The organism is Micrococcus flavus, from assembly GCF_014204815.1.
GTDB lineage: Bacteria > Actinomycetota > Actinomycetes > Actinomycetales > Micrococcaceae > Micrococcus > Micrococcus flavus.
Genome location: NZ_JACHMC010000001.1, coordinates 891,928 through 903,854 on the forward strand (window position 1 = coordinate 891,928; position 11,927 = coordinate 903,854).

The 11,927-nt window shown below is 73.1% G+C and carries 8 protein-coding genes; 5 read left to right on the forward strand and 3 right to left on the reverse strand.

Going from position 1 to position 11,927, the window contains the following annotated elements:
• The first annotated feature begins 107 nt into the window (after positions 1 to 107).
• Positions 108 to 3,707: a DNA polymerase III subunit alpha gene (gene dnaE, locus BJ976_RS04220; RefSeq protein WP_135030796.1), complete on the forward strand. Its 3,600-nt coding sequence runs from the start codon at positions 108 to 110 to the stop codon at positions 3,705 to 3,707.
• 21 nt (positions 3,708 to 3,728) lie between these two features.
• Positions 3,729 to 4,223: a transcriptional regulator NrdR gene (gene nrdR / locus BJ976_RS04225; protein WP_135030795.1), complete on the forward strand. Its 495-nt coding sequence runs from the start codon at positions 3,729 to 3,731 to the stop codon at positions 4,221 to 4,223.
• A gap of 97 nt (positions 4,224 to 4,320) precedes the next feature.
• On the opposite strand, the gene ppgK is transcribed toward nrdR, so the two are convergent.
• A complete protein-coding gene (ppgK, locus tag BJ976_RS04230; protein WP_229667144.1) occupies positions 4,321 to 5,142 on the reverse strand; it encodes a polyphosphate--glucose phosphotransferase in 822 nt (273 codons plus the stop codon).
• A 52-nt stretch (positions 5,143 to 5,194) separates the two neighbouring features.
• On the reverse strand, positions 5,195 to 6,136 hold the full coding sequence (gene map / locus BJ976_RS04235) for a type I methionyl aminopeptidase (protein ID WP_135030794.1): 942 nt from the start codon (positions 6,134 to 6,136) through the stop codon (positions 5,195 to 5,197).
• A 69-nt stretch (positions 6,137 to 6,205) separates the two neighbouring features.
• On the opposite strand from map, the gene BJ976_RS04240 reads away from it, so the two are divergent.
• Positions 6,206 to 6,430: an SPOR domain-containing protein gene (locus tag BJ976_RS04240; RefSeq protein ID WP_135030793.1), complete on the forward strand. Its 225-nt coding sequence runs from the start codon at positions 6,206 to 6,208 to the stop codon at positions 6,428 to 6,430.
• A 32-nt stretch (positions 6,431 to 6,462) separates the two neighbouring features.
• Here the strand turns inward: BJ976_RS04240 and panB are convergent, their stop codons facing one another.
• The gene (gene panB, locus BJ976_RS04245; RefSeq protein WP_135030792.1) at positions 6,463 to 7,368 is read right to left on the reverse strand and encodes a 3-methyl-2-oxobutanoate hydroxymethyltransferase; all 906 of its coding nucleotides are present in this window, start codon (positions 7,366 to 7,368) and stop codon (positions 6,463 to 6,465) included.
• A gap of 95 nt (positions 7,369 to 7,463) precedes the next feature.
• Between panB and BJ976_RS04250 the strand changes: the two genes are divergently transcribed.
• Together BJ976_RS04250 and BJ976_RS04255 are read left to right on the forward strand one after the other, a co-directional pair.
• Positions 7,464 to 8,804 carry a glutamine synthetase family protein gene (locus BJ976_RS04250; protein ID WP_135030791.1) on the forward strand — a complete coding sequence of 447 codons (1,341 nt, stop codon included), beginning with the start codon at positions 7,464 to 7,466 and terminating at the stop codon, positions 8,802 to 8,804.
• A gap of 4 nt (positions 8,805 to 8,808) precedes the next feature.
• On the forward strand, positions 8,809 to 11,919 hold the full coding sequence (locus tag BJ976_RS04255; protein WP_135030790.1) for a bifunctional [glutamine synthetase] adenylyltransferase/[glutamine synthetase]-adenylyl-L-tyrosine phosphorylase: 3,111 nt from the start codon (positions 8,809 to 8,811) through the stop codon (positions 11,917 to 11,919).
• Positions 11,920 to 11,927: the final 8 nt, after the last annotated feature.

The window sequence follows — 11,927 nt, forward strand, 5'->3', positions numbered from 1 at the left end:
CCCCGTGCGGGGGCGGCCCCGCCCCCTAGACTGGTCCGGTCCCGCACCCCGCCGGCGGCCCGGCCGACGGACCGTCCGCGCGGGACGTCAGGGAGGATGGACGCGTCATGACCGTGCAGCAGGAGACCACCGCGGAGGCCACGAGGGACGGCGGGTTCGTCCACCTGCACACGCACACCGAGTACTCCATGCTCGACGGCGCCGCGAAGCTCGACGAGCTGTTCGCCGAGGCCAACCGCCTGGGCATGGACTCCCTGGCCATCACGGACCACGGCTACCTCTTCGGCGCGTTCGACTTCTGGAACAAGGCGAGGCAGGCCGGCGTCAAGCCGATCATCGGCCTGGAGGCGTACCTGACGCCGGGAACGCAGCACCGCACGGACAAGGCGAAGACCCGCTGGGGCGAGCCGCACCAGCGCGGGGACGACGTGTCCGGCGGCGGCGCGTACACCCACATGACGCTGCTGTCCGAGGACAACACGGGCATGCACAACCTGTTCAAGATGGGCTCGATCGCCTCCCTGGACTCGGTCTACGCGAAGTGGCCGCGCATCGACCGCGAGCTGCTGAGCACCTACGCCAAGGGCCTGATCGCCACCACCGGCTGCCCCTCCGGGGAGATCCAGACGCGGCTGCGCCTGGGGCACTACCGCGAGGCGATGCAGGCCGCCTCGGACTTCCGCGACATCTTCGGCAAGGACAACTTCTTCTGCGAGGTCATGCACCACGGCCTCGACATCGAGCGCCGGGTGATGGAGGACCTGCGCCGGCTTGCCAAGGACCTGGGCCTGCCGTTCGTGGCCACCAACGACCTCCACTACACGCACGAGCACGACGCCAAGGCCCACGAGGCGCTGCTGGCCATCCAGTCCGGCTCCAAGCTCAACGAGCCCACCTACGACCAGGGCGGCTCCCGCTTCGCCTTCTCCGGCACGGAGTACTACCTGAAGTCCCCCCGGCAGATGCGGGACCTGTTCAGGGAGCTCCCCGAGGCGTGCGACAACACGCTGCTGATCGCGGAGCGCTGCGACGTCTCCTTCGACACGGATGCCAACTACATGCCGCTGTTCCCCACCCCGGAGGGGGAGGACGAGACCAGCTGGCTGATCAAGGAGGTCGCCTCCGGGCTGGACTACCGCTACCCCGACGGCGTCCCGGACCACGTGCGCAAGCAGGCGGACTACGAGCTCGATGTCATCATCTCGATGGGCTTCCCGGGGTACTTCCTGGTGGTGGCCGACTTCATCACCTGGGCCAAGGACCACGGCATCCGGGTGGGGCCGGGACGCGGCTCGGGCGCCGGCTCGATGGTGGCCTACGCGCTGCGCATCACGGACCTGGACCCGCTCAAGCACGGCCTGATCTTCGAGCGCTTCCTCAACCCGGACCGCGTGTCCATGCCCGACTTCGACGTCGACTTCGATGACCGCCGCCGCTCGGAGGTGATCGACTACGTCACCCGCAAGTACGGCGACGAGCGTGTCACCATGATCGTCACGTACGGCACCATCAAGACCAAGCAGGCGCTGAAGGACTCCGCCCGCGTGATGGACCAGCCGTTCTCCATGGGGGAGGCGCTCACCAAGGCGCTGCCGCCGGCCGTGATGGCGAAGGACATCCCGCTCAAGGACATCGAGGATCCCGAGGCCAAGCGCTACGCCGAGGCCGCCGACTTCCGCCAGCTGGTGGCCACGGACCCCGTGGCCCAGGAGGTCTTCGAGACCGCCAAGGGCATCGAGGGCCTCAAGCGCCAGTGGGGCGTGCACGCCGCCGGCGTGATCATGTCCTCGCATCCGGTGATCGACGTCATCCCGATCATGCGCCGCCTGCAGGACGGCCAGGTCATCACCCAGTTCGACTACCCCACCGCCGAGGGGCTCGGGCTGATCAAGATGGACTTCCTGGGTCTGCGCAACCTCACGATCATCTCGGACGCGATCGAGAACGTGAAGGACAACAAGGGGATCGAGCTGGACCTGGAGACCCTCGACGTGGACGACCGGGCCTCGTACGAGCTGCTGGCCCGCGGCGACACCCTCGGCGTGTTCCAGCTCGACGGCGGCCCCATGCGCTCGCTGCTGAAGATGATGCGCCCGGACAACTTCGAGGACATCTCGGCGACGATCGCGCTGTACCGTCCGGGGCCGATGGGCGCGAACTCCCACACGAACTACGCCCTGCGCAAGAACGGGCAGCAGGAGATCACCCCGATCCACCCGGAGCTCGAGGAGCCGCTGAAGGAGATCCTCGACACGACCTACGGCCTGATCGTGTACCAGGAGCAGGTCATGGCGATCGCCCAGAAGGTGGCGGGGTACTCGCTCGGCCAGGCGGACATCCTGCGCCGCGCGATGGGCAAGAAGAAGAAGTCCGAGCTGGACAAGCAGTACGCCGCCTTCCAGCAGGGCATGCTGGACCGCGGCTACTCGCAGGCGGCCATCACCGCGCTGTGGGACATCCTGCTGCCCTTCTCGGACTACGCCTTCAACAAGGCGCACTCGGCCGCGTACGGGCTGGTCTCCTACTGGACCGCATACCTCAAGGCGCACCACCCGGCCGAGTACATGGCGGCGCTGCTCACCTCGGTGGGCGACGACAAGGACAAGCTCGCCATGTACCTCAACGAGTGCCGCCGCATGGGCATCACGGTGCTGCCGCCGGACGTGAACGAGTCCTTCCAGAACTTCACCCCGGTGGGCACGGACATCCGCTTCGGCATGGGTGCGGTGCGCAACGTCGGCACGAACGTGGTGAAGGGGATGGTGCAGGCACGCGAGGACAAGGGCGCCTTCACGGGCTTCGGCGACTTCCTGGCGAAGGTGCCCCTCGTGGTCTGCAACAAGCGGACGATCGAGTCCATGATCAAGGCCGGCGCCTTCGACTCGCTCGGCTACGCCCGCCGCGCGCTGCTGGCCGTGCACGAGGAGGCGGTGGACGCCACCGTCCAGCAGAAGCGCAAGGAGGACCACGGCGAGTTCACCTTCGACCTGTTCGCCCTCGGGGGTGCGGGCGAGGAGGACGCGTCGGACGCCTCCGACGGCGTCGCCGTGCCGGACCTGCCCGAGTGGCCCAAGAAGGAGAAGCTCACGTTCGAGCGCGAGATGCTCGGCCTCTACGTCTCCGACCACCCCCTGCAGGGCCTCGACGCGGTCCTCGGCCAGTTCGCGGACACCCAGATCACGCGCGTGCTCGACGACGACGGGCCCGCCGACGGCGCGCACGTCACCATCGCCGGGCTGATCACCACGCTCGAGCGCCGGATCGCCAAGAGCTCGGGCAACGCGTATGCCCGCTGCGAGATCGAGGACCTCGGGGGCTCGATGGACGTGATGTTCTTCGGCCAGGTGTACGCGCCGATCGCCATGATGCTGCAGGAGGACCTTGTCGTCGCCGTGAAGGGGCGCGTCCAGCGCCGCGACGACGGCTCCGTGGTGCTCTCCGCCATGGAGCTGACCATCCCGGAGCTGACGGACGCCACCGGCGGGCCGGTACGCCTCACGATGCCCGCGTTCAAGGCCACCGAGCGTGTGGTCGGCCAGCTCGCCGACGTGCTGCGCACCCACGAGGGCTCCTCCGAGGTGCGCCTGACCCTCGCGGGCCAGCGCGGGGTGCAGGAGTTCGCGCTGGGCCCGCAGTTCCGGGTGGCGCCCACGCCCGCCCTGTTCGGGGACCTGAAGATCCTGCTCGGCCCCGCCTGCCTGACCTGACCCCGCCGAGAGGACGCCGCCGTGCACTGCCCCTACTGCCGCCATGAGGACTCCCGCGTGGTGGACTCCCGCTCCCTGGAGGACGGCTCCGCCATCCGCCGGCGCCGGCAGTGCCGGGCGTGCGGCAAGCGCTTCACCACCATGGAGACCACGTCGCTGACCGTGGTCAAGCGCTCCGGGGTGGCCGAGCCGTTCGACCGGTCCAAGGTCATCAACGGGGTCCGCAAGGCCTGCCAGGGACGGCCCGTCTCGAGCGACGACCTCGCCGTCCTGGCCCAGGAGGTGGAGGAGGCCGTGCGCGCCTCGGGCCACGCCGAGGTGGACGCCCACGCCGTCGGCCTGGCGATCCTCGGGCCGCTGCGGCGCCTCGACCAGGTGGCCTACCTGCGCTTCGCCTCGGTCTACCAGGACTTCGAGTCCCTGGACGACTTCGCCGACGCCATCTCCGAGCTGCGCGCCCAGGAGGCGGCGACACGCGGGCGCACCGCGGTGCAGCCGCGCCTGCCCAGGCGCTAGAGTGTCTGTCGTGGCCGCGCAGGCGGCCCGCAGACGCCGAGGGCGGTTCCGGAGGGGAAGCCGGAACCGCCCTCGGTGCGTCCGGGGCCGGACGGCGTCAGGCCGCCGTGCGGTCCGCCGGGTCGGCGTGGGCCGCGAGCGCGGCGCCCACGATGCCCGCATTGTTCTTCAGCTGCGCGGGGACGATGGGGGTGTCCAGCGTCAGCAGCGGCAGGTAGTCGTCGGGGCGCTTGGAGATGCCGCCGCCCACGATGAACAGGTCGGGGGAGAGGATCCGCTCCACGTGGGAGAAGAACCGCTGCAGCCGGGTGGCGTACTCGGGCCAGGACAGGTCCTCGCGCTCGCGGGCCTTCGCGGACGCGCGGGTCTCGGCCATGACGCCGTCCAGCTCCAGGGAGCCCACCTCGAAGTTCGGGATCAGGACGCCGTCGTGGATCATGGCGCCGCCGATGCCGGTGCCGAGGGTGATGACCAGCACGAGCCCGTCCACGCCGCGGCCCGCGCCGTAGCGCGCCTCGGCCAGGCCGGCCGCGTCGGCGTCGTTGACCACGGCGACGGGGCGCTGGAGCGCGTCCTCGAAGGTCTCGCGCAGGTCGACGCCGATCCACGAGGGGTCGATGTTGTTCGCCGACCGGCAGACCCCGTGCTGGACAATCGAGGGGAAGCACACGCCGACCGGGGAGTCCGGATGGGGGGCCTTCGTGCGGGTGTCCAGCTCCGAGACGATCTGCGCGAGTGTGCATGCCATGGTCTCCGGCAGGGCCGGCTGCGGGGTGGGCAGCCGGAACCGGTCGCCGCGCAGGGAGCCGGACTTCGGCCCGGCCCCGAGGCGGACGATCCCGCCCTTCATGCCGGTGCCGCCGATGTCGACGCCGAGGACGGCGGGGTGCGTGGACGGGGACGGGGGAAGGTGCGCGATCGCACCGGTGTTCGGGAAGCTCACGGCCGCCAGTGTACGGACTCGGTCCGGGTCAGGGCAGGGTGAGGATCTCCGCGCCGTCCTCGGTGACCGCGATCGTGTGCTCGAACTGGGCCGTCCGGCGGCGGTCCCGGGTGACGACCGTCCAGCCGTCGTCCCACTGGTCCCACTCGATCGTGCCGAGGGTGATCATCGGCTCGATGGTGAACACCATGCCGGGCACGAGGAGGCGGTCGTGGGCGGGGGCGGCGTCGTAGTGGGGGATGACCAGGCCGGAGTGGAACTCCACGCCCACGCCGTGGCCGATGAAGTCGCGGACCACGCCGTAGCCGAAGCGCTTGGCGTACGACTCGATGGCCCGGCCGATCACGTTCACCTGGCGGCCGGGCTTGACGGCCCGGATGCCGCGGCGCAGGGCCTCCTCGGTGCGCTCGACGAGCAGGCGGGACTCCTCGTCCACGTCGCCCACGAGGTAGGTGCGGTTGTGGTCGCCGTGGACGCCGTCGAGGTAGGCCGTGATGTCCAGGTTCACGATGTCCCCGTCCTCCAGGACGGTGGAGTCCGGGATCCCGTGGCAGATGACCTCGTTCACCGACGTGCAGATGGACCGGGGGAACCCGCGGTAGCCCAGGCAGGAGGGGTAGGCGCCGGCGGCCACGAGGAACTCGTGGGCGATCCGGTCGAGCTCGTCCGTGGTGACGCCCGGGCGGATGTGGGCTGCGGTGTGCTCCATGGCCTGCGCCGCGATCCGGCCGGCCTCCCGGATCCGGGCGATCCCCTCGGCGTCGTAGACGTCCGAGGCGTTCCCCTCGTCAGCCGTGGCCTTGCCGACGTACTCGGGCCGGGGGATCGACGCCGGCACGGGCGGGGCCGCCGAGGCGGCGCCGGGGGAGAGCCGGCCGATGGGGGCGAGCGAGCCCGGCTCCGGGGCGGGCGGGCCCTCCGGGCGGGGTCCGTTGTGGCTGGCGGGGGCGGGGGAGGTCTGGACGGGCATGCCCTCCAGCGTATCGGGGGCGTCCGTCCCGGGTGTCCGCGCCCGCCCCGCCGGTCTAGGGTGTGGGCCATGACTGACACGCACGAGCCCGGCAGCGGGTACTGGTTCAACGTCCGCACCCACCAGGTGGAGGAGGGTCCCCAGTCCGACTGGAAGGACCTGCTCGGCCCCTACGGCTCCCGCGCCGAGGCCGAGGGCGCCCTCGCCAGGGTCCGGGCCCGCAACGAGGCCGCGGACCGCGCCGACGAGGCCGACGACGACTGGGACGCCAACCCGTTCAACGACGCGTCCTGACATCCCGGTCTCGCCCCCGGCGGGGCGGGCCGTCAGGCTTCGAAGCCGTGCTCGGGCGCGGGGAAGGACCCGTCCAGCACGTCCTCGCGGTACGCGCGCACCGCCTCGCCCACCACCTCGTGCAGCCGGGCGTACTGGCGCACGAACCGGGGGACGCGGCCCTCCCGCAGACCCAGCATGTCCTGCCACACGAGCACCTGTCCCGTGGTCGCGGGGCCGGCGCCGATGCCCACGGTCGGCACGCGCAGTGCGGCGTCCACGGCCTCCGCGACGGCGGAGGGGACCATCTCCATGAGGACGGCGAACGCCCCGGCCTCCTCGAGCGCGCGGGCCGAGGCGACCAGGCGCTCCGTGGCCCCGTCCCCGCGGCCCTGCACCCGGTAGCCGCCGAGGACGTGCTCGGACTGCGGGGTGAACCCGATGTGCGCCATGACCGGGACGCCGGCGGCCGTCATCGCGGCGACGTGCGGGGCGAACCGCTCGTCCCCCTCCGCCTTGACCGCGTGGACGCCCGCCTCCTTCATCAGCCGCACGCCGGCGGCGACCGCCTGCTCGGGGGACGCCTCGTAGGAGCCGAACGGCAGGTCCGCCACCACGAGGGCGCGCGAGGCGCCGCGCACCACGGCGCCGGAGAACAGGACCATCTGGTCCAGGGTCACGGGCAGCGTGGAGGAGTGGCCCAGGACGGTGTTGCCCACGGAGTCGCCCACCAGGAGGACCTCGACCCCGGCCTCGTCGAACAGGGCGGCCGTCATCGCGTCGTACGTGGTCAGCATCGCGAACCGGTGTCCCGCGTCCTTCGCCCGCTGCAGGTGCACGGTCCGGACGCGGGCCGGCGCGGCCGCCGTCCGCGCGGCGTCGGCCGGGGCCGGCGTCGGGGAGGCGTAGGGGGCGGCGGTCTCGGCGCCGGGGACGTCGGTCGCGGGGGTCTCGCTCATGGGCGGCAGTCTACGGGCGGGCCCCCGGCCGCCCGGCACCGGCGGGGGCCGTCGCGCCCGGCCCGCCGGGGCCGGGGGGCGTCTAGAGTGGCCGCATGGACCGTCAGAAGGATTTCGTGCTCCGCACCATCGAGGACCGGGACGTGCGCTTCGTGCGTCTGTGGTTCACCGACGTCATCGGCACCCTCAAGTCCGTCGCGCTGGCGCCCGCGGAGGTCGAGGCGGCGTTCTCCGAGGGGCTCGGGTTCGACGGCTCGTCGATCGACGGCTACACGCGCATCTCCGAGTCCGACATGCTGCTCCAGCCGGACCCCTCGACGTTCCAGATCCTCCCGTGGCGCGACGAGGCCGGGAACTCCTCCCGCATGTACTGCGACGTGCTCACCCCGGACCGGCGTCCCGCACCGGCCGACCCCCGCAACGTCCTGCGGCGCGTGCTGGACCGTGCGTCCGGGATGGGCTTCAGCTGCTACACGCACCCGGAGATCGAGTTCTACCTCCTCGCGTCGGACACCCCCGGCCCGGACGGCGAGCCGGTGCCCGTGGACCGGGCCGGCTACTTCGACCACGTCCCCGGCGGCGCGGCGCAGGACTTCCGCCGGGACGCCGTGATGATGCTCGAGGACATGGGCATCTCGGTGGAGTTCAGCCACCACGAGACCGGCCCCGGCCAGAACGAGATCGACCTGCGCGCCGCGGACGCGCTCACCACGGCGGACAATGTGCAGACGTTCCGCACGATCATGAAGGAGGTGGCGGCCCATCAGGGCATCTACGCCACCTTCATGCCCAAGCCGTTCGGCCGGCACCCCGGCTCCGGGATGCACACGCACTTCTCCCTCTTCGAGGGTGACGCCAACGCGTTCTACGACCCGGCGGACGAGTTCCGGCTCTCCGTCACCGGCCGCCGGTTCATCGCCGGGCTCCTGCGCCACTCGGTGGAGATGAGCCTCGTCACCCACCAGTTCGTGAACTCCTACAAGCGGCTGTGGGGCGCGGACGAGGCGCCCTCGTACGTGTCCTGGGGGCACAACAACCGCTCCGCCCTCGTGCGCGTCCCGCTGTACAAGCCGGACAAGGCGGGCTCCGCCCGCATCGAGTACCGCGGTCTCGACGCGTCGGCGAACCCGTACCTGGCCTACGCGCTGCTGATCGCGGCGGGCCTCAGGGGGATCGAGGAGGGCTACGACCTCCCGGAGCCGGCCTCCGAGGACGTCGGCGCGCTGTCCGCCCAGGAGCGGCGGGTGCTGGGCCACGACTCGCTGCCGGGCACCCTGCACGACGCCGTGCGGGCCGCGGAGGAGTCGGAGTTCATGGCCGAGGTGCTCGGCGAGCACGTCTATGAGGCCCTCCTGCGCAACAAACGCCAGGAGTGGGACGACTACCGCGTGGAGATCACCCCCTACGAGCTGCGCCGCTACCTGACGGGGCTCTGATCCCGTGAGCGCGCTGCCCCCGTCCCCCGCCGCCTCCGGGGGCCTTCGCCGCGCCCTCGGCCACGCCGGCGTCGTGGACCCCGCCCGCGCCGAGCACCTGCTGGAGTCCCCGGAACTGGCCGGCCAGGATCGGGACGCGCTGGTGGCCGGCCTGGCCCACGCCGCCGACCCCGACCGCGCCCTGCTGCTCTACATCCGCCTCGCCGAGCGTGAGCCCGGGGTGCACCGGGCCCTGGCCGACGCCGGCCGCACGGCCGCCCTGCTGCGGCTGCTGGGCGCCTCCGAGGCCCTCGGGGAGTTCCTCATCCGCCGGCCCGAGCACCTCGACCTCGTCCTGGCGCCGGACCGCGCCGCCGCCACGGCCCCGGCGCTCGCCCAGCCGGACCCGGCGGCCGGCGGGGCCGCGTGGTCGGACGAGCCCGCCGCGCTGCGCGCCCTGCTGCTGACCGCCGTCGGGGCCGACCCCGACGCCCCGCGGCCCGTGGCCGCCCTCACCGGGGCGGACGCCGCCGTCCCGCTGCGCCGTGCCTACCGGCGTCAGCTGACCGCCGTCGCCCTCGCGGACCTCGGCTCGGCCGACCCCACGGCCGTCCTGCCGGACGTCGGCCGCTGGCTCGCCGACCTCGCCGGGGCCGCGGTCGAGGCCGCGCTCGCGGTCTCGCGGGCCGAGCTCGCCGCCCGCGAGGGCGCGGCGGTGGACCACCTGGACCTCGCGGTGATCGGCATGGGCAAGTGCGGGGCCCGGGAGCTCAACTACATCTCCGACGTGGACGTCGTGTTCGTCCACGAGGTGGCCGACCCGTCCGCGGAGGACGCGCCCGACGACGCCGCGGCCGCCCGCCTGGCCGCGGACCTCGCCGCGGGCATCTCCCGCGTGCTCACCGGCCCCGCGCCCGAGCCCGGCCTGTGGGAGGTGGACGCCAACCTGCGTCCCGAGGGGAAGGACGGCGCGCTCTCCCGCACGCCGGCCTCCCACGTGGAGTACTACCGGCGCTGGGCGCACGGCTGGGAGTTCCAGGCGCTGCTCAAGGCGCGGCCGCTGGCCGGCGACGCGGAGCTGGGCCGCCGGTACGTGGACGCCGTGTGGCCGCGGGTGTGGGAGTCCGCCGCGCGGGAGGGCTTCGTGGAGGACGTGCGCCGCATGCGCACCCGCGTGATCGACACGATCGCGCGTGGGGAGCGGGATCGCGAGGTCAAGCTCGGCCCGGGCGGGCTCCGCGACGTCGAGTTCACGGCCCAGCTGCTGCAGCTGGTGCACGGGCGCGCGGACGAGAGCGTGCGCGTGCGCGCGACGCTGGACGCCCTCGACGCCCTGCATCGGGCCTCCTACATCTCCACCGCGGACACCGAGCGCTTCGCCGCGCACTACCGCTGGCTGCGCGCCCTCGAGCACCGCATCCAGCTGGTCCACCTGCGTCGCACGCACCTGATGCCTGCGAAGGAGGCCGCCCAGCGGGTGGTGGCCCGGTCCCTGCGGGGGGCCGCGGACACGGGCCCCGCCGCGGCCGAGGACCTGCAGGAGCGGTTCGACACGGTGCGCCGCGAGGTCCGGTCCCTGCACCGGACCGTGTTCTACCGGCCGCTGCTGTCCACCACCGCCGCCCTGTCCGAGGACGAGGTCCGGCTCACCGCGGACGCGGTCAAGGCGCGCCTGTCCGCCCTGGGCTACCGGGATCCGCGGTCCGCCCTGGGCCACATCGAGGCCCTCACCCGCGGCGTCTCCCGCCGCGCGGCGGTCCAGCGGCAGCTGCTGCCGGTCATGCTCGGCTGGTTCGCGGACGGCCCCGACCCCGACGCCGGGCTGCTGGCCTTCCGCCGGCTGTCGGAGTCCCTCGGGGCGTCCGCCTGGTTCCTGCGCATGCTCCGGGACTCCTCCGACGCCGCCCGACGGCTGTGCCTGGTCCTCGCCGGCTCCCGCCGGGTCGGAGACCTGCTCGAGCACTCCCCGGAGTCCGTCGCCTGGGTGGGGGACTCCCGGGACCTCGAGCCGCGGTCCCTCGAGACGCTGTGGGGCGAGGTGCAGGCGCGCCTCGACCGGCGCGGCGCGGACGAGGACGCGGCGCAGGTCATCCGCCACGTCCGGCAGATCCGCCAGCGCGAGGTCCTGCGGATCGCCCTGGCGGACATGACGGGGGTGTGCTCGCTCGAGCAGACGGCCGCCGCCCTCGCAGACGCGGACCAGGCCGCCGTCCTCGGCGCCCTGCGGGTGGCCGTGCACGCGACCGTGGGGGACGGGGAGCCGCTGACGGACCTGCTGGTGGTGGCCATGGGCCGTCAGGGCGGCCGCGAGATCACCTACGGCTCGGACCTGGACGCCATGGTGGTCCACCGGCCGCGGGAGGGGGCGGACCCGTCCGCGGCGGCGCAGGAGGCCGAGGCGGTCGCCCGGCGGCTCATCTCCCTGCTGAAGGGGCCGGCCCAGCCCCCGCTGCCCAGCGAGCACCCCCTCGAGGTGGACCTGGACCTGCGCCCGGAGGGCCGCCAGGGCCCCCTCGTGCGGACCCTCGACTCCTACCAGGAGTATTACGCCCGGTGGGCGGAGGTCTGGGAGCGGCAGGCGCTGCTGCGGGCCCGGCCCGTGGCCGGCGACGACGACCTGGCCGCCGCCTTCACCGCGTGGGCCGACGGGGTGCGCTACGGCACGGACCTCACCGCGGCGGACGCGCGCGAGATCCGACGCATCAAGGCCCGCGTGGAGGCCGAACGGCTGCCGCGCGGCGCGGACCCCGCCCGGCACGTCAAGCTCGGCCGCGGCGGCCTCTCGGACGTGGAGTGGCTCGTCCAGTCCCTGCAGCTGCGCCACGCCCACGAGGTCGAGGCCCTCCGCGTCACCGGGACGCTCCCGGCGCTGCGCGCCCTGGCCCGGCAGGAGATCCTCGGGTCCGCCGAGGCCGCGCTGCTGGAGGAGGCATGGCTGCTGGCCACGCGCGTCCGCGCCTCCCTGGTGCTGTGGACCGGCAAGGGCTCGGACGTCCTCCCCACCAACGCCCGCGACCTGGGCGCCCTCGCGCGGCTGGCGGGCGAGAACGACCACGGCGCCGCCTTCGAGGAGCGCTACCTGCGGGTGACCCGCCAGGCCCGTCAGGTGTTCGAGCACCGGTTCTACGGCCTCTGAGCCCGGGC

Excerpts from the sequence above, each read along its gene's own strand:
- dnaE (WP_135030796.1), top strand. The coding sequence starts at position 108 with ATGACCGTGCAGCAGGAGACCACCGCGGAGGCCACGAGGGACGGCGGG.
- map (WP_135030794.1), bottom strand. The coding sequence starts at position 6,136 with ATGCCCGTCCAGACCTCCCCCGCCCCCGCCAGCCACAACGGACCCCGC.
- BJ976_RS04240 (WP_135030793.1), top strand. The coding sequence starts at position 6,206 with ATGACTGACACGCACGAGCCCGGCAGCGGGTACTGGTTCAACGTCCGC.
- panB (WP_135030792.1), bottom strand. The coding sequence starts at position 7,368 with ATGAGCGAGACCCCCGCGACCGACGTCCCCGGCGCCGAGACCGCCGCC.
- BJ976_RS04250 (WP_135030791.1), top strand. The coding sequence starts at position 7,464 with ATGGACCGTCAGAAGGATTTCGTGCTCCGCACCATCGAGGACCGGGAC.